We start from the raw sequence: 17198 nt of genomic DNA on the forward strand, positions 1-17198 counted from the left end.
CCTCCAGCCCGGCTCTAGGCTCGCGCGCGGGTGGCCCGGCTCCCCGGCGCTGGGCTAGGTGCGGAGGGAGCGCGGGGTGGCGTCGAGAAGCGCGCAGGCGTAGCTCAAGAAGATGGCGTCGAGCTCGGGCAGCTCGCCCACGCTCACGCGCAGGCCGTCGCCGGCCGGCGCGGTGCTGGCAACCTCAGCGCCCGTGCCGCGGGCCACGATGCGGCGCTCGCGGCGGAAGGGATTGCGGCGCTCCAGCAGGTACTCGCGGTCGGCGCAGGTCGCGCGCAGGCGGGTGACGGTGATTCCGGCCTGGGTGACCGAGAAATCCTCGCCCGGGTCGGTCTGCGCGCGCAGGAAGAAGCGCGGGGAGGAAGAATCCAGCGAGGACTCTACTGCGAGGCGCTCGCCGGCCGCGGTGGCAAGCACGCCGTCGCGCACTGAGGCAAGCTCGTGCCCCTCGGCGTTGGTGAGAGCGCCCGCGCGCCAGGTCCACTGCGCAGTCATTAGAGGACGAATAGCGCGACGAGGGCGACGATGGATGCCAGGACCAAGGTGATGATCCAGGCCCATGCCTTGCCCTGGGTATTGGCATCAAGGATAACTCGGGTAAACCAGCTCAAGCCGGCGATTTCCGCGGTGGTCAGGCCCTCGGCATCGTGCTCGAATTCCAGGATGGCCTTGCGCACGCCGGAGTTGCGGGCGGTGAACTGCCCTACCTTTTCATCGTCGACGTCATCGATGATCCAGTCGCCGCTGTTTTCATTGATGAAGTGAAAAGTGCGGCCGTTGAGCGATGCCTCTAAGCGCTTATCGCGGCCGAGGCGGCCGGCGAGGCGGTAGATGGAGCCATCGGCAAGCGTGGCAGAGGCGCCGAGATCACTGACCTCGGTGCGCCAGAAGTGGCCGTCCACCTCCGCGGAATGCTCCGAGAATACGCCCAGCTGCTCTGGGCCTTCCTCGGCCAAGAGCACGGGTTTTGCACGGTCGGAGCGATCCCAGCTGGTGTAATGCATTACTAGCACCCAATCAGGCGAGCGGCGAGGTAAGCCTCGAGGTCATCGAGCTTCACGCGCTCCTGCTCCATAGTGTCGCGCTCGCGCACGGTTACGGCATCGTCCTCGAGGGTGTCGAAGTCGAAGGTGACGCAGAACGGGGTGCCGATTTCATCCTGGCGGCGGTAGCGGCGTCCGATGGCGCCGGAGACGTCAAAGTCCACGTTCCAGTAGGCGCGCAGCTTATCGGCCAGCTTGCGGGCGGGCTCGGAGAGCTCTTCCTTTTTCGACAGCGGCAGGACGGCTACCTTGACCGGTGCCAGGCGGCGGTCCAGACGCAGGACCACGCGCTTATCGGTGCCACCCTTGGCATTCGGGGCCTCTTCCTCATCGTAGGCATCCACCAAGAAGGCCATCATGGAACGGCCCAGGCCGGCAGCCGGCTCGATGACGTACGGGGTCCAGCGCTCGTCGTTGGCCTGGTCATAGTAGGACAGGTCCTCGCCCGAGCCCTTGGCGTGAACGGACAGGTCATAGTCAGTGCGGTTGGCCACGCCTTCCAGCTCGCCCCACTTGGAGCCCTTGAAGCCAAAGGCGTACTCCACGTCCACGGTGCGCTTGGAGTAGTGGGAGAGCTTTTCCTTCGGATGCTCGTATAGGCGCAGGTTTTCTTCCTTGATGCCTAGGTCCACGTACCAGTTATAGCGGTCATCAATCCAGTACTGGTGCCATTCTTCGTCCTCGCCCGGCTTGACAAAGAACTCCATCTCCATCTGCTCGAACTCGCGGGTGCGGAAGATGAAGTTACCTGGGGTGATCTCATTGCGGAAGGACTTGCCAATATTCGCGATGCCAAACGGCGGCTTCATGCGCGAGGAGGTCATCACGTTCTTGAAGTTGACGAAGATGCCCTGTGCAGTCTCTGGGCGCAGGTAGTGCAGGCCCTGCTCGTCGTCCACCGGGCCGAGGAAGGTCTTGAGCAGGCCGGAGAAGGCCTTCGGCTCGGTCCAGTCGCCCGGCTGGCCGGTCTCTGGGTCATTGATGTCTGCCAGGCCGTTTTCTGGCTCGTGGCCGTGCTTTTCCTCGTAGGCCTCAATCAGGTGGTCCGCGCGGTAGCGCTTGCCGGTGTGGCGGGATTCCACCAGCGGGTCAGAGAAAACCTCGACGTGGCCGGACGATACCCAGACCTGGCGCGGCTGGATGACGGAGGTGTCCACGCCCACGACGTCAGCGCGGGACTGCACCATGTGGCGCCACCACTGGCGCTTGATGTTTTCCTTGAGCTCTACACCAAGAGGGCCGTAATCCCACGCGGAGCGGGAACCGCCGTAAATTTCACCTGCCTGGTAGACCAAGCCGCGGCGCTTACACAGGTTTACAACGGTATCGATGACGGATGCCATAAGTTTTCGGACTCCTCTGGTAGGGGACAGTCTTGACAATCTCGTTCAGTCTAACCCGAAGCGCTTCCCGGCGGTGGGATTGGGGCATGAATTTAATTTGAAATATATACGAGTTATTGCACGTATCGGGTAATATAAGAGTAACCGACAGGTAATAGGTATTTAATTGAAGGTGACATTCCCTATGACGACCACTTACAAGGCCCCAAATACTTCTGCGGCTGCCGGCGTTATCGCTGCCCTCGATTCGCCCCTACGCATCGCAATCATTTCCCGCTTGGCCGAGCGCGATCACTACGTGCACGAGCTAGTAAAGGCCACTGGTAAGTCCCAGCCGCTCATCAGCCAGCACCTGCGCGTGCTCAAGCAGGCGGGCATTGTTGATTCCGAACGCAGCGGGCGCGAGGTTACGTACTCTCTTATTGCCCCGCAGGTTTTGGGCTTGCTTGCCGACGCCGCCAAGATCGCCTCCTAGCCCCTCACCCCTGCATATAAAGCCGCCTGACTATGCAGTTGTTGAAAAAGCACTGATAATATTGCGGTCATGGCTTTATACGACAGTATTCCCAAACTAGGCGCGCGCAATACCAAGCAGCGCACCGCAGTGGTTGAGATACTGCGGGAAATGGAGAAATTCGCCTCTGCCAAGGAGATCTACCACGAGCTCCAGGAGCGTGAGGAGAAGGTGGGCCTGACCACCGTGTACCGCACCCTGCAGTCCCTGACCGATATCGATGCAGTGGACGCCCTCCACATGCCCAATGGCGAAACCCTGTACCGCCATTGCGATACCGACGCCCATCACCACCACTTGGTATGCACCAAGTGCGGCCGCACCGAGGAAATCGATGGCGGTCCCATTGAAAAGTGGGCCACCTCCGTGGCCAAGGAGTACGGCTTCGAGCTCACCGGCCACGATGCCGAGGTCTTTGGGGTCTGCAGCAACTGCGCCGCTTCCGCTTAAGCACCTTCACACCGCTTAGCGAAGCCGCTCCTCCCCTAGCCCTTTCTCTTGTGGCGCACAGTGGCAACGCACGACCTAAGGCTATAACGCCGAGATTGCGATCAACTGCACGACCACATTATTGACCAAGTGCAAAACAAATCCTGCGCGCAGCGAATTGTGAAAGCGGGTTACTAGCGCGCACCCCATTCCTATAAACGTCGCATACACCATGACCGGCGGCGCTATATGGGCGAGACCAAATATCAATGAGCTGAGGATCACGCTGGCAAAGGCTGGGACACTGCGATCTAGATACCCCATCAGCAGGCGGCGAAACACAATTTCTTCCACCAGCGGTGCCAGCAAAAGATAGCAAGCCAAAGAAACGACCACCATTACACCGCGTCCATCTGCTGCAGATGTATTTTCCGAGGGCGATATCCCCATCAGCGGCCCCACAATCGCGGCTGCGACTCCAGCTACAAAAATAGCGAGAGGAACCTGCCACAATAAGTGCCAACCACGCCGGCCCAATGGAAGAAAGCCGAGACTAATTCCCCGCCGTTTGAGGTAGTACACCAACCCAGCCGTCGGCACTACCACTGAAAGAACTAGCGCAATGGGCATGATCGTGCCCAGTCCACCCGTGGTTAAACCAGCCTTCATCATGACAAAAACTGTCGTCACTAAGAGGACATCCATTGCAATGACGGCCGCTATTCCGATAAGCGCATCTTTCAACCTGATGTTATCCACTGCCATGCCCCTACCCTAAAAGGCTGCCATTCATCCTTAAGAATGAATTTACTCAAAATGGTAAAGCTTCCTTTACAGTAAAGGTCCTTTGACATACAGTGTGTGTCAAGCACGCTTTACAATCGTTTACTACAGGAGGTCCCATGCAGACCACTCGCTTTGGCCGCCCCAAGTTTGGCGGCACGCAAACCAAACTCATCACACTATCCGTTGCAGCTGGCGTGAGCCTTGCTGCAGTCGCCGGCGCCATCATGGCCGCGTTCGTACACGATGATTCGCCCCTACTAGCGTTTGCCGTGTACGCACTGTGCCTACTGCCTGTTGCTACGACGGCTAGCTGGCTATTCATGGTGGATCGGGACACCATCCGTGGGGCAACACCCGATCCGGAAAATTCCATCGAATCCCATTGGTATTCGCAGGCCTCGGAAAACACCCTGCACGCCATGCTTTTTGGCATTGGTGGCCTCGGCGTTGTTTCTTCTTTTTGGGAGTTTCAGGTTTCCGGCACCCTGCTCACTATCATCTTGGGAGTCTTTGTCACCGGGACTTTTGGTATTAGCTACTTTGCCCACAAACGGGCAGCGAGCTAAGCCATGGACAATCGGCTAAAAGAGATTCGCGAGAGCCAAGGACTCTCGCAGCAGGGCTTGGCCACCGAGCTAGGCGTTTCGCGCCAAACGGTCATCAGTATTGAAAAGGCACGCTACGATCCTTCGCTCCCCCTCGCTTTTCAGATCGCGCGCCACTTTTCCTGCTCAATCGAGGATATCTTTATCCCCGAGGTATAAACGCACACCGCTTCGGTGCTGCGCGTTACTTCTTAACGCCTCCGAAGCGGCGGTCGCGCCGCGCGTATTCCTCGATAGCGGCAAAAAGGTCCTCCGGGGTGAAATCTGGGAAGAGCTTATCCTGGTAAATCATCTCCGCATACGCGGACTGCCACAGCAGGAAATTGGAGGTGCGCTTCTCCCCGGACGGGCGCAGGAAGAGATCCACATCCGGCATGTCCGGATCATAGAGGTGCTGCGCGATGGTCTCTTCCTTAATATCGCGCGGGTTAAGCTCGCCGGCTGCAACCTGCTTGGCGATGTCCCTAAAGCCATCCACCAGTTCTGCCCTACCGCCGTAGTTGACGCACATGGCCAAGGTCATCTTGGTATTGTCCTTGGTCAGCTCCTGGGCAGCCTCGAGCTCTTTAATCACTGAGCGCCACAGGCGCGGGCGGCGGCCGGCCCACACTACGCGCACACCGCGCTCATTGAGCCACTGGCGCTGGCGGCGCAACACGTCACGGTTAAAGCCCATAAGGAAGCGGACCTCCTCGGGGCTGCGGCGCCAATTTTCCGTGGAGAACGCATACGCGGAAAGGTAGGGAACGCCGGCAGCAAGGCAGGCATCGACGACGTCGAGAAGCACGGCTTCGCCGCGCCTATGCCCCTCGGTGCGCTTCATGCCTTTTTCCTGGGCCCAGCGGCCATTGCCATCCATGACCAGCGCAATATGGCGCGGCAGGAACTCATCCGGGATATTCGGCGGGGTCAAAGTGCGGTTCGGGTCTGGCGTAATCACAGGCTATATTCTACTGCTCCATAACCTGCAATGCGGAAACATTGCGCTCCATGTGCCACTGCAGGTGCGCCCGCGCTAGGCGATGCCCCTCCTGCTTTTGCGCATTCGTGGGATTCGTTGGATAGTTATGCGATAAAAGCCACAGGTGATGCAGGGTTTCTGGATCCACCTCCGCGGCACCCGGAGGCCGGCATTCGTGGCACGCCGCTCCGCCGACTGCCGGGTGAAAGGCGTGGTGCGGGCCGGGCCGGTTGCACTGGGCACAGTTAAAAAGGCTCGGCGCCCAACCGGCATGCGCCATCGCCTGCAGTAAAAAGGCATCCAGCGTCATGGTTGGGTCTGCCGTTTGCAGCTGCTCCAAGGTCGCGGTGACGGATTCGTAGAGGTAGGGGTCATGGTCGGCGTCGGCAAAAGCAAGACGCTCTGCTGACTCCAGCACCGCGCACGCAGCCGTATAGCGCTCATAGTCCTCAATGAGGCGCGCGCCAAAGTAATCCACCGTATCCGCCTGGGAAATGGTGGCTAGATTTTTGCCCACATATAGCTGAACATCAAGGTTGACGAAGAGCTGCAGGCGCGAACCAAAGCGCGACTTGGCACGGCGCACGCCCTTGGCCACCGCGCGCACGAGGCCGTGATCGCGGGTGAGGAGGACGATGACGCGATCGGCCTCGCCAAAGTCGTAGGTGCGGATGACCACTGCGCGGTCACGATAGTTCTCGCGCATAGTGGTTTAAAACCCGAGCCTGCCCAGCGACTTCGGGTCAGACTGCCAATTTTTCAGCACCTTAATGCGCAAGTCTAGGTATACGTTCTGGCCCAGCAGCTTAATAATTTCCTTGCGGGCGTTGCCCACAATGCGGCGGAAGCGCAGGCCATCCTTGCCCTCGATAATGCGCTTTTGGCCGGGGCGCTCCAGGTACAAAATGGCGTGGATATCCAGCACGCCCTCGCGGGTGCGCGACGGCAGCATCTCATCGACTTGCACCGCCACCGAGTGTGGCAGCTCCGCCTTCAAGCCGGACAGGGCGGCTTCACGAATGAGTTCCTCGATGCGCTTTTCCTGGCCTTCATCGGTGATGTGGTCATCCGGGTAGAACTTCGGGCCTTCTGGCAGGTGATCCACGATGACCTGCACCAGCTCATCAAGCTGCACGCCCTCCTTGGAGGACACCGGTATGACTACCGCATTCGGGTCATCCTGAGAGAGCAGTTCGTGCAGGGCCAGAAGCTGGGCGCCTACCTGGTCCTTGCTGGCCTTATCCAGCTTGGTGACGATACCGATGATCGGCGTTTTCGGCGCAATGGAGCGCACGTTATCCAAAATCCAGCGGTCACCAGGGCCGATTTTTTCATCGGCCGGGATGGTCAGACCAATAACGTCCACATCAGCGTATGTATCCTTGACTACCTCGTTGAGGCGCTCACCCAACAGGGTGCGCGGGCGGTGCAGGCCCGGCGTATCTACGACGATGACCTGTGCATCCTCGCGGTGCACCAAGCCGCGAATGGTGTGGCGGGTGGTCTCCGGCTGGTCAGCGGTAATCGCAATCTTTTGTCCCACCAGGGCATTAGTCAGCGTGGACTTGCCGGTATTCGGGCGCCCGACAAAGGATACGAAGCCCGAGCGGAAACCCTCCGGGGTATCGGTGTATTGCGAATAATCAAGCGGGGCTGCCGTATTCTCGGCGCCTTCCGACACGGCATCATCGGGGTCTGCTGGCAGGCCCTCGAATGCCGCATCAAACTGTGCATCAAAATCAGAACTCATTACCCGCAATAATAGCCCACGGAGTCAAGATCTCCGATTAGTTCTAATGCTTCTTTGCTGCTGTGTTGGGGCATGGGGTCTTGGTCCGGGCGTAGGTGCGGGTGCTTGAGGGAGCGGAGGAGAAAAGTCGAAAGAGATCAGGCTGAATTGAGGGCGAAAAGGCCGATCTGAGGGGTAGTTTTCCTCAGATCGGCCCGATCAGAATGGACCTAACTTTAGGAGGCCAAACTTCACAGGCCCCACGCGCCAAAGCGGGGGCCGCGTAGGGTTTAAAGCTCCTCGGCGTCGAACTGCATGCGCGGATGCGCGAATACGTCCTGGGATTGGATGAGCTGGAGCTCAGCGGTCTCTGCCTCGTAGGTGTTTTCCAGCAAGTCATACACGGAAGAGGCGGTGCGGCGCAGGGACTCCTTGACGTCGCTGGTCTCGGTGTAGTGGCCGGTAAACAAGGCGGCGGTGACGTCGCCGGAGCCGTTGCGCTTGAACGGCAGCAGCGGGGTGGACACTAGGAAGGCACGGTCGCCGTCGACGGCAAGCATCTCAATCTGGTCTTCAGGGGTCTCGGGGCGTTTAACGGAGGTAACCAGCACGGTCTTTGGGCCGATTTCCTGCGCCTTCTTTACTGCGGCGAGGGTTTCATCCAGGGTGCCGACCTCGGAATCGGTGAGGTAACCCAGCTCAAATTGGTTGGGGGTAATGATATCGGCGACGGGAACGACGCGGTCGCGCAAAAGCGGCGGGATCTCATCGGAGACGAAGCAGCCGGACTTGGCATTGCCCATCACGGGATCGCAGGCATAGAGTGCCTTGGGGTTGGCGGCCTTGATGCGGCGGACGGTTTCCACGATGGCGTCGGCAATATCGGCGCCACCCTGGTAACCAGAAAGAATGGCGTCGATCTGTGGGAAGGCGCCACGCTTTTCAATGCCATCGATGATGGAGGTGACATCGCTAGCCGGAATCATCGGCCCGCCCCAGTCGCCGTAGCCGGTGTGATTAGAAAAGTTCACCGTGTGGACCGGCCATACCTCATGGCCGGCGCGCTGCAGGGGAAAGACGGCCGCGGAGTTACCAACGTGGCCGTAGGTGACGTGGGACTGGATGGAAAGGATAGTCATAGGTTTCCATTGTGCTACGCGGCGCACGCGCTCACAAAAGAAACCGAAAAATTATTCTTCCGGGCAATCTTGTGGTTCTCCCACCGCAGGGATGCCCCCACCAGGAACCTGCTTGTCCAGGTTGGCGCGCTCGGCGGCATCGGGAAAAGCCTTCGGACCAGAAGGCTTGGGCTGATACGCAACACCGCGCTCGGCGAGGTCGTCGTACCAATCCGCAAGCAGCTCGTTCTGGCGGCCGAACATTTCCTTTTCCTCAGCCGGGGTGGAGTGGTCATAGCCTAAAAGGTGCAGGCAGCCGTGCACGGTAAGCAAGGCAAGCTCGTGGCCTAAGGAATGGCCGGCGGCCTCTGCTTGGCGCAGGGCAAACTCGGGGCACAGCACGATATCGCCCAGCATGGCCGGGCCTGGATCGGCGGCATCGGGGCGGCCGCCACCGGCGATGGCCCCCGGGGTGAGCTCGTCCATGGGGAAGCTCATGACGTCGGTGGGGCCTTCCAGATCCATCCAGCGCACGTGGAGATCCTCGATGGTCTTCAAATCCACGCAGGTGATCGTGCACTCGGCATCGGGGTTGATGTCCATGGCGCCGAAGGCATAAGAGGCGACGTCAATCAGCATCTCCTCGTTAACGCCTTCGAAGCCGGATTCATTGAGAAACTCGATACTCATTCCATTCCCTCGTATTCTGCGGCTTTCTTATTATCAAAGGTCTCATAGGCATTGACGATGCGCCCGACCAGTTGGTGGCGCACCACGTCTTTGGAACCCAGGTCCGCGAAGTGAATATCTTCCACGTTGCGCAGGATGCGGCGCACGATGCGCAGGCCGGAGACCTGGCCGTGTGGAAGGTCTACCTGGGAGACATCGCCGGTGACCACAATCTTGGAGCCAAAGCCCAGGCGAGTCAGGAACATCTTCATCTGCGCGGGCGTGGTGTTTTGGGCCTCGTCAAGAATGACAAAGGCATCGTTCAACGTGCGGCCGCGCATATAGGCCAGCGGGGCGACCTCGATGATGCCGGCCTCCATGAGCTTAGGAATCATTTCTGGGTCGAGCATGTCCCGCAGGGCGTCATAGAGCGGGCGCAGGTAAGGGTCAATCTTGTCATTGAGCGTGCCTGGCAAAAAGCCGAGCTTCTCCCCTGCCTCCACGGCAGGGCGAGTGAGAATGATGCGCGAGACCTGCTTGGTCTGTAGCGCCTGCACGGCCTTGGCTACCGCGAGGTACGTCTTGCCGGAACCGGCCGGGCCGATGCCGAAGACCACGGTATTATCGTCGATGGCCTGCACGTATTCGGACTGCCCCACCGTCTTCGGGCGAATGGCTTTGCCGCGGCGCTTAACGATGTCCGCCGCCAGCGCCGCCGAGACCGACTGCGGCGCCTCCACGGCCACCATGTCCATAGTGTGTTTGACCGTATCGGTAGACACGGCGTGGCCGCGACGAGCGATGGCCTCGAGCTCATCGAGGATCTTGGCGGCGCGAGCCACTTCATAATCGGGACCGGTGACGGTGACCACGTTGCCGCGGGCAAAAAGGTCCGCATCCAGGCGGTTATTGAGCACGCGCAAGTTATCGTCCGCGCTACCTAGCACGCTGCTGACGTAGGCGGAATCTAGCTCACATTTCTTCGTGATGATAGGCACGTGCTTTAGGCTACCAGCGCCGCCTACCAACGCTCGGTGCGCATGCCGATTGCCGCCAGCGCCACCATTGCCGCACTCGCTGTACGCAGCACTTCCGGGCCAAGCTTGATGGGCATGGCGCCGGCTTCTTTGAGGCGATCGAGCTCGGCGTCGCCGATGCCGCCCTCGGGGCCGACGAGCAGGACGACATTGTCCGTCAGCGGCACGTCCTTGATGGAGACTGTTGCTTCCTCGTGCAACACGAGCACAGTGGGAGCGTTGGAGGAAGCGCCGTCGCGGCCACCGGTGAGCTCTTGAACGAGCTGCGAGGTGGTCAGCGGGCCGCGCACCTGAGGGAGGCGGGCGCGGCGGGATTGCTTGGCCGCGGAATCCGCAGCTGCCTGGCACTTGGCCACCGCCTTGGGAGCCTTCTTGCCGTCCCATTTGGCCACGCAGCGATCCGCCTGCCAGGCGATGATCTCGTCGGCGCCGGCCTGAGTGGCAAGATCCACGGCGAGCTCGGCGCGCTCAGATTTCGGGATGGCTTGCACCACGGTCACGCGCGGGGCGGGCTCAGGCATGGTCACAATGGACTCGACCGTGCCCTCCAGGGAGTCCTTGCCCGTGGCGGCGGTGATGGTGAGGGTGAGGCGGATACCGGTGCCGTCGATAAGCTCGAGGCGTTCGCCCTCCCCCATGCGCTTGACTGTCACGGCATGGCGGGCCTCCGGGCCAGAGAAGCTGAAAGCCTCGCCGGTGCGCGCGGCAGAAAGGTCCGGGTGGATGAAGACGGGCAGCGACATTAGCGGCGGAACTTATCGCGAATGCGGCTGAAGAAGGATTCCTCTTGGCCGTCGCCGGTGGTACGTACGCGCGCGCCCTCGTCGCGGGAGTTGCGGATCTTCTCCAGGGACTCGCGGGTCTTGCGGTCCAGGTCCTTCGGCACAACGACGTCCACGTGGGCAAAGAGGTTACCGTAGCCATCGGTGCGCAGGCGCGGCATGCCGGCGCCATCGACCTTGATGGACTCGCCCGGCTGGGTGCCCGGCTCGATATCGATGGTGAGCTCTTCGCCACTTAGCTGATCGATGGTGAAGTTGGTGCCCAAGGCGGCGTCAATCATCGGCACGCGCACGGTGAGGTTCAGGTCATCGGCATTGCGCTGGAAGACGGGGTGCTCCTCCGTGTGGACCTCGACGTAGAGGTCGCCGGCTGGGCCGCCGCCGTGGCCGACCTCGCCCTGGGAGGCCATGCGGATGCGCATGCCATCATTGATGCCTGCCGGGATATTCACGGTGATATCGCGGCGCTTCTTCACGCGGCCATCGCCGGCGCAGTGGTTGCACGGGTCAGTAATGACCTCGCCAAAGCCCTGGCACTTCGGGCACGGGCGAGTGGTCATGACGTTGCCCAGGAAGCTGCGCTGCATCTCCTGGATTTCGCCCATGCCATTGCAGTTATCGCAGGTAACCGGCTTGGCCTTGGACTCGGAGCCGGTGCCGCCACAGCTATCGCACAGCACCGCGGTATCCACGGTGACCTTCTTCTTTAGGCCGGTGTAGGCCTCCTCCAGGGTGATGCGGGTGCGCAGCAGGGCATCGTTGCCCGGCTGGACGCGGGACTTCGGGCCGCGGGAACCGCCGGCACCGCCGCCGAAGAACTCGGCGAAGATATCGCCGAGGCCGCCGCCACCGAAGCCGCCAAAGCCACCGGCGCCGGCACCGCCGCCACCCTGTTCCATGGGGTCGCCGCCCATGTCCACGATCTGGCGCTTTTGCGGATCCAGCAGGACCTCCTGGGCCAGCGCGGCATCGCGGAACTTTTCCGCGGCGGCTTCATCATCCGGGTTCAGGTCCGGGTGATACTTGCGGGCCATTTTGCGGTAGGCCTTCTTAATCTCCTGGTCAGTTGCGTTTTTATCAACACCGAGGATGCCGTAATAGTCACGAGCCACTGTAAGAGATATTCCTTCTAATTCGTCTTGTTGGGGTTAACTTGAAAAATAATGCGCGGCCAGCCAGTTTACTCGCACTGCTCGCCGGCCAAAATTTCGCTCACATACCGTGCAACGGCAGAGACCTTAGAAATTGTTCCCGAGTAATCCATAAAGGTAGGCCCCACTACGCCAAGGCCGCCGAGCGTAGCCACCTCATCGCCGGTGCCCAGGCCATAGCCTGTAGCCACCACGGAGGCTTGGCGCAGCTGGTCTTCCTCGTTTTCCTCACCGATAACCACGGAGACGTTGCCCAGATCGGGAACGCGGGCAAGCAGCTTGAGGACGACGACCTGCTCTTCGAGCGCCTCAATAATCTTGGGCAAACCTTCCGGAAACTCGCGCGCCACGCGCGTCAGGTTGGAGGCACCGGCCATAATCAGTCGGTCGGAGGGCTGCTCCACCAAGGTCTCGATGAGCGTGGTGGCCACCTTGAGCACGTGGTGGCGGATGTCCAAGGGGGCGTCGTCGACGAGGTGGGCGAGCTCCACGGAGGCGTCGGTAAGCGTCTTGCCCACTAGCGCGCTATTGACGATGTCGCGCAGGCGGAAGGTCTGGTCCTGGTCGATGATTTCATCGAGCTCCACATTGCGCTGGTCCACGCGGCCGTTATCGGTGATAAGCACCAGCAGCAGGCGCACCGGGGACAGCGCCACGACCTCGCAGTGCTTGACGCGCGAGACCTTGAGATTGGGCAGCTGGACGACGGCCGCCTGCTTAGTCACCTGCGCCAGTAGCTGCACCGAGCGGCGCAGCACGTCCTCCAAGTCGACGCCGCCTTCCAAGAAGTTGAGCATCGCGCGGCGCTCCGGGGCCGACAGCGGCTTGACCTCATGGAGGGAGTCGACAAAGTGGCGGTAGCCCTGCTGGGTGGGCACGCGGCCGGAGCTGGCGTGCTGCTGGGAGATAAGGCCCTGAGATTCGAGCACGGCCATGTCATTGCGGATGGTGGCCGAGGAGACGCCCAATTGGTAGCGCTCTAGGAGCGACTTAGAGCCAACGGGCTCCTGGGAGGCAATATAGTCCGCCACGATGGCGCGCAGGACTTCCTTGCGGCGGGCATCGGTTGAGGTAGACACTATGGCGCTCCTATTCGCTTGGCTATTTCACGTGCTTTCAAGTTTAGACGGGAGGAGGATTAGGTTTCTTCGGAGACGAGGAGATCGGTGATGATGCCATCGGCCAGCAGGCGGCCGGGCTTGGTGATGCGTACGCGATCGTCGGCGCGCTCGAGCAGGCCGCGGCCGATGAAGCGCTCGAGGGTGGGTGCGGCGTGGGCATCGAGCCAGGCCTCCGGGATGCCCTCGCGCAGGCGCAGGCCGAGCATGATTTTCTCCATGTGGCGGTCGGCGTCGGTAAGCGTCTCGGTTTCTTTGATGGGCAGCTCGTCGCGGCCGAGGGCATCGATATAGCGCGAGGGGTGCTTGACGTTAAAAAAGCGCTCGTTGCCCAAATGCGAGTGGGCGCCTGGGCCGGCGCCCCACCAATTGCCGTCTACCCAGTAGATGCGGTTGTGCTCGCACTCGCCGCCGGGCTTGGACCAGTTGGAGACCTCGTACCACTCAAAGCCTTCTGCCTCGAGGGTGGAGGAAATCATCTCATAGCGCCGAGCCAGCACGTCCTCATCGGGGGCGGGCAGGATACCCTTGTTGACCTTGCGCGCCATGCGGGTGCCGTCTTCTACGATGAGCGAATAAGCACTGACGTGGTCCACGCCGGTTTCTAGCACGCGATCGAGGGTCTCGCGCACGTTGTCATCGGTTTCGGTGGGCGTGCCATAGATCATGTCCAGGTTGACGTGCTCGAAGCCAGCGGCGCGGGCCTCGCGAGCAGCGGCGAAGGCGCGGCCGGGGGTGTGGGCGCGTTCCAGGACTTGGAGAACGCCGGGGGATGCGGACTGCATGCCGAGGCTGATGCGGGTATAGCCGGCATCGGCAAGCTGGGCAAAATACTCCGGTGAGGTGGACTCCGGGTTGGATTCTGTGGTGACCTCCGCCCCTGGCGCCAAGCCGAAGGTGGAGCGGACGGTATTGAGGATCCGGGTCAGCCCCTGCCCGCCCAGCAAAGAAGGCGTGCCGCCGCCGATGAAGACGGTCTCGGCCGGGCGGCCTACGCGCGCGGCCGCCAACTCCAGCTCGCGGTCCAAGGCATCCAGATAGGGTCCGGTAAGATCGCGCGGGCTGCCCAACTCGCCCGGAGTATAGGTATTGAAATCGCAATAGCCACAGCGAGTGGCGCAGAAGGGAACGTGAATATACAGCCCGAAGGGTTCAGTCATGGATAAAACCCTAATAGGCGGGGAACAAAATGGCTGAAATGGGGGTTAAGCATGTAGTATGTTTCCATCTTCCCTAGTAGAAAGGCACCCTCAGTGGAACCTCCCAGTCGATGTCCCTGCCACCTTCTAGGCGGTGGGGAGTAAATCATGTTATCGGCTATTGTGATGATCCTGGCCGGCTTCGTAGTCATCGGCCTCATCATCGTCGCGAATGCATACTTCGTGGCCCAAGAATTTTCCTATATGTCCGTGGACCGCACACAGCTGCGGACCCAGGCTGCTGAGGGGGATAAGACAGCGCAACGTGCGCTGGCCATTACCCAACAGACCTCCTTCATGCTATCCGGAGCGCAGCTCGGCATTACGATTACCGGCCTGCTCATCGGCTATGTGGCCGAGCCGCTCGTGGGCCAGGGACTGGGTACGTTGCTTGGCGGCGTCGGCGTTCCGTCCGCAGTGTCAGTCACCGTTGGTACCATCGCGGCACTTTTCATCTCCACGATTGCGACGATGCTGTTTGCGGAGCTCTTCCCCAAGAACTACACCATCGCCGCACCGATGAAGACGGCGCGCTGGCTGGCCGCCTCCACGCAGCTCTACCTGCGACTATTTGGCTGGCTCATCCACTTCTTCGAGTACTCTTCCAATGCCATCCTTAAGGTCTTTGGCATCGAACCGGTAGAAGACGTGGACTCCTCCGCCACCGCCGATGACCTGGAATCCATCGTGGATTCCTCCCATGAGGCCGGCGATCTGGATGAAAATACCTACATGGTGCTCGACCGCCTGCTGGACTTCCCCGAGCACGACGTGGAGCACGCCATGATTCCGCGCTCCCGCGTGGACGTCATTGACCCGGACACCACCCTCGGTGAGGTCCGCGAGATGATGTCTACCGACCACACGCGCTACCCCGTCATCGACGATGAGCACAATCCAATCGGCGTGGTGCATCTTATCGACGTCCTGGGAAGCGACCTGCCCGCCGCCACCAAGGCCACCAGCATCATGCAGGAGGCCGTCGTGGTCCCTGAGTTGATGCCGCTGCCGGATGTGGTGGAAGAGCTGCGCGATAGCGACCAGAAGATGGCGTGCGTGATCGATGAGTACGGCGGCTTCGTAGGCATCGTGACCATGGAGGACTTGGCCGAGGAAATCTTGGGCGATGTCACCGATGAGCACGATATCGAAGAAACCGAGGAAATCACCGAGCAGGACGAATCCCACTGGTTGGTCGACGGCGATACGCCGATTGATGAGATCGAGCGCGCCATCGGCCACGACCTGCCTGAGGGCGACTTTGAGACTGTCGCCGGCCTCGTCATTGCCCACTCCGGTGCTCTGCCTGAGGTAGGCGAGGAACACACCATCCAGCTCGAGGCCGAACCCGATGACTGGGTTGACCACGATGAAGCACCCGTCCGCTCCCTCCGCCTGCGCGTGCAAGAGGTGGACCGCCACGTACCGTCCGTGCTCGCCATCGAGTTGGTGGAGGATTACTCCGACCACTCCGATGATGCCGATAAGAAGGAGGATGCATAATGACCGAATCGTGGTGGTTTAACCTCCTCGTTACCCTCCTTATCATCGCCGCTTCCGGCTTCTTTGTGATTATCGAGTTCTCCTTGATGGGCGCTCGCCGCAACCGCTTGGAAGAGGATGCGGAAAACTCCCGTACCGCCCGCGCCGGATTGCGCTCGCTCAATGAGCTGACCATCATGCTCGCCGGCGCGCAGCTGGGCATTACCGCCGCCACCTTTGTGCTCGGTGCTGTAACCAAGCCCTGGGTGCACCACCTGCTCATGGCACCACTAGAAGCCGCGGGACTGCCGCTGGGCATTGCCGACGTCGTCAGCTTCCTCCTCGCCCTCTTCGTCGTCACCTTCCTCCACCTCGTACTCGGTGAGATGGCGCCGAAGTCGTGGGCCATTACCCACCCGGAGACCGCCCTGCAGTTCATCGCGGTCCCCGCGCGCGGCTTCGTGTGGATCTTCCGCCCGCTGCTGAAGTGGATCAACGTCATGGCTAACAAAATGGTCTCCATGGCCGGCGAAGAGCCCGTCGACCGCGCCGGTGCGGCCGGCTACGACGCCGAAACCCTGCGCACCTTGGTCGAGCACTCCCGCGAGACCGGCGCTTTGGACGATGAGTCTGCCAACCAGATTTCTGATGTCATCGAGTTGGAAAACTCCACTGTGGGCGCCATGGCCCGCGAGCACGGCTCGGAGGTAGTGCCCCTGCCTTCCGACGCCACCGTGGACGACCTCCAAGACCTCGTCGTACGCAAGAACATCATGCGCGTGCTGGTCTTCCCTAAGGACTCCCGCGTCCCCCGCGTGGTCCACGTGCGCGATACCTTGCTGGCAGAACCAGAGACCCCGGTTCTCGAGTTCTCCCGCCCTGCCCTGTCCGTGTCTTCTTCCACCACCGTGCAAAAGACCTTGGACCACATGCGCGCTCGCAACGAGCAGCTCGTCATGGTGGGCAAGGCCGATAAGGACAACGCCGTGTGGATCCTTACCTGGGACGACATCATGGGCCAGCTGTGGCCGCAGATTACCGAGCAGCTAGATAAGGTCACCCCTCCCCCGGCCGTCTAGTTCTCGCCGCGTCCTCGCCCGCGCCCCTGCCCGCTTCATTGTGGCCGGCGCGGGCTTTGCTGTTTTCGCACCCGCGCGCAAGGGATGTTGCCCCCGGCTGTGGATAACTGTGGCCGTAACTTTCCCAGCCGCCACTTCGCTCACTCTGCCTTC

At 61.1% G+C, this 17198-nt stretch carries 20 protein-coding genes; 6 read left to right on the forward strand and 14 right to left on the reverse strand.

What is annotated here, in order from left to right; genetic code table 11:
- Nucleotides 1-54: 54 nt before the first annotated feature.
- The 3 genes from MHX61_RS08430 to MHX61_RS08440 are packed head-to-tail and all read right to left on the reverse strand — an operon-like array spanning nt 55 to nt 2386.
- On the reverse strand, nt 55-495 hold the full coding sequence (locus MHX61_RS08430; RefSeq protein ID WP_239194103.1) for a hypothetical protein: 441 nt from the start codon (nt 493-495) through the stop codon (nt 55-57).
- On the reverse strand, nt 495-1004 hold the full coding sequence (locus tag MHX61_RS08435) for a hypothetical protein (RefSeq protein WP_239194105.1): 510 nt from the start codon (nt 1002-1004) through the stop codon (nt 495-497). The genes MHX61_RS08430 and MHX61_RS08435 overlap by 1 nt, the downstream gene beginning before the upstream one ends.
- A gap of 2 nt (nt 1005-1006) precedes the next feature.
- Nucleotides 1007-2386, reverse strand: coding sequence for a glycine--tRNA ligase (locus MHX61_RS08440; RefSeq protein WP_239194107.1), 1380 nt, complete (start codon nt 2384-2386; stop codon nt 1007-1009).
- A 184-nt stretch (nt 2387-2570) separates the two neighbouring features.
- Here MHX61_RS08440 and MHX61_RS08445 point away from each other — a divergent pair, with 184 nt between their 5' ends.
- On the forward strand, nt 2571-2861 hold the full coding sequence (locus MHX61_RS08445) for a helix-turn-helix transcriptional regulator (RefSeq protein WP_239194109.1): 291 nt from the start codon (nt 2571-2573) through the stop codon (nt 2859-2861).
- 69 nt (nt 2862-2930) lie between these two features.
- Nucleotides 2931-3350 (forward strand): Fur family transcriptional regulator, encoded by a 420-nt coding sequence (locus MHX61_RS08450; protein ID WP_239194111.1) that lies wholly within the window; start codon nt 2931-2933, stop codon nt 3348-3350.
- An 81-nt stretch (nt 3351-3431) separates the two neighbouring features.
- Here the strand turns inward: MHX61_RS08450 and MHX61_RS08455 are convergent, their stop codons facing one another.
- Nucleotides 3432-4094 carry a CPBP family intramembrane glutamic endopeptidase gene (locus tag MHX61_RS08455; protein WP_239194113.1) on the reverse strand — a complete coding sequence of 221 codons (663 nt, stop codon included), beginning with the start codon at nt 4092-4094 and terminating at the stop codon, nt 3432-3434.
- A gap of 137 nt (nt 4095-4231) precedes the next feature.
- Between MHX61_RS08455 and MHX61_RS08460 the strand changes: the two genes are divergently transcribed.
- Together MHX61_RS08460 and MHX61_RS08465 are read left to right on the forward strand one after the other, a co-directional pair.
- Nucleotides 4232-4681, forward strand: coding sequence for a hypothetical protein (locus MHX61_RS08460; protein ID WP_239194115.1), 450 nt, complete (start codon nt 4232-4234; stop codon nt 4679-4681).
- A gap of 3 nt (nt 4682-4684) precedes the next feature.
- Entirely contained in the window at nt 4685-4879 is a 195-nt protein-coding gene (locus MHX61_RS08465; RefSeq protein ID WP_239194117.1) for a helix-turn-helix transcriptional regulator, read from the forward strand.
- 25 nt (nt 4880-4904) lie between these two features.
- On the opposite strand, the gene MHX61_RS08470 is transcribed toward MHX61_RS08465, so the two are convergent.
- From MHX61_RS08470 to hemW, 10 genes are all read right to left on the reverse strand, one after another.
- Nucleotides 4905-5660, reverse strand: coding sequence for an isoprenyl transferase (locus tag MHX61_RS08470; protein WP_239194119.1), 756 nt, complete (start codon nt 5658-5660; stop codon nt 4905-4907).
- A 10-nt stretch (nt 5661-5670) separates the two neighbouring features.
- Nucleotides 5671-6387 (reverse strand): DNA repair protein RecO, encoded by a 717-nt coding sequence (gene recO, locus MHX61_RS08475; protein WP_239194121.1) that lies wholly within the window; start codon nt 6385-6387, stop codon nt 5671-5673.
- 6 nt (nt 6388-6393) lie between these two features.
- Entirely contained in the window at nt 6394-7431 is a 1038-nt protein-coding gene (gene era, locus MHX61_RS08480) for a GTPase Era (protein WP_239194123.1), read from the reverse strand.
- Between the two features lie 269 nt (nt 7432-7700).
- Nucleotides 7701-8549 (reverse strand): pyridoxal kinase PdxY, encoded by an 849-nt coding sequence (gene pdxY, locus MHX61_RS08485; RefSeq protein WP_239194125.1) that lies wholly within the window; start codon nt 8547-8549, stop codon nt 7701-7703.
- 51 nt (nt 8550-8600) lie between these two features.
- A complete protein-coding gene (gene ybeY, locus MHX61_RS08490; RefSeq protein WP_239194126.1) occupies nt 8601-9218 on the reverse strand; it encodes an rRNA maturation RNase YbeY in 618 nt (205 codons plus the stop codon).
- A complete protein-coding gene (locus MHX61_RS08495; protein WP_239194127.1) occupies nt 9215-10195 on the reverse strand; it encodes a PhoH family protein in 981 nt (326 codons plus the stop codon). Before MHX61_RS08495 ends, ybeY begins: the two co-directional genes overlap by 4 nt.
- Nucleotides 10196-10218: 23 nt before the next feature.
- The gene (locus MHX61_RS08500) at nt 10219-10977 is read right to left on the reverse strand and encodes a 16S rRNA (uracil(1498)-N(3))-methyltransferase (RefSeq protein ID WP_239194128.1); all 759 of its coding nucleotides are present in this window, start codon (nt 10975-10977) and stop codon (nt 10219-10221) included.
- The gene (gene dnaJ, locus MHX61_RS08505; RefSeq protein WP_239194129.1) at nt 10977-12128 is read right to left on the reverse strand and encodes a molecular chaperone DnaJ; all 1152 of its coding nucleotides are present in this window, start codon (nt 12126-12128) and stop codon (nt 10977-10979) included. The genes MHX61_RS08500 and dnaJ overlap by 1 nt, the downstream gene beginning before the upstream one ends.
- Nucleotides 12129-12196: 68 nt before the next feature.
- Nucleotides 12197-13246: a heat-inducible transcriptional repressor HrcA gene (hrcA, locus tag MHX61_RS08510; protein ID WP_005324198.1), complete on the reverse strand. Its 1050-nt coding sequence runs from the start codon at nt 13244-13246 to the stop codon at nt 12197-12199.
- A 59-nt stretch (nt 13247-13305) separates the two neighbouring features.
- Nucleotides 13306-14445 carry a radical SAM family heme chaperone HemW gene (gene hemW / locus MHX61_RS08515; RefSeq protein WP_239194130.1) on the reverse strand — a complete coding sequence of 380 codons (1140 nt, stop codon included), beginning with the start codon at nt 14443-14445 and terminating at the stop codon, nt 13306-13308.
- Between the two features lie 147 nt (nt 14446-14592).
- Here hemW and MHX61_RS08520 point away from each other — a divergent pair, with 147 nt between their 5' ends.
- A complete protein-coding gene (locus MHX61_RS08520) occupies nt 14593-15987 on the forward strand; it encodes a hemolysin family protein (RefSeq protein WP_239194131.1) in 1395 nt (464 codons plus the stop codon).
- Nucleotides 15987-17045 carry a CNNM domain-containing protein gene (locus MHX61_RS08525; protein WP_204611240.1) on the forward strand — a complete coding sequence of 353 codons (1059 nt, stop codon included), beginning with the start codon at nt 15987-15989 and terminating at the stop codon, nt 17043-17045. The genes MHX61_RS08520 and MHX61_RS08525 overlap by 1 nt, the downstream gene beginning before the upstream one ends.
- Nucleotides 17046-17198: the final 153 nt, after the last annotated feature.

The organism is Corynebacterium sp. ACRPF (assembly GCF_022347395.1).
Taxonomy (GTDB): Bacteria; Actinomycetota; Actinomycetes; order Mycobacteriales; family Mycobacteriaceae; genus Corynebacterium; species Corynebacterium tuberculostearicum_D.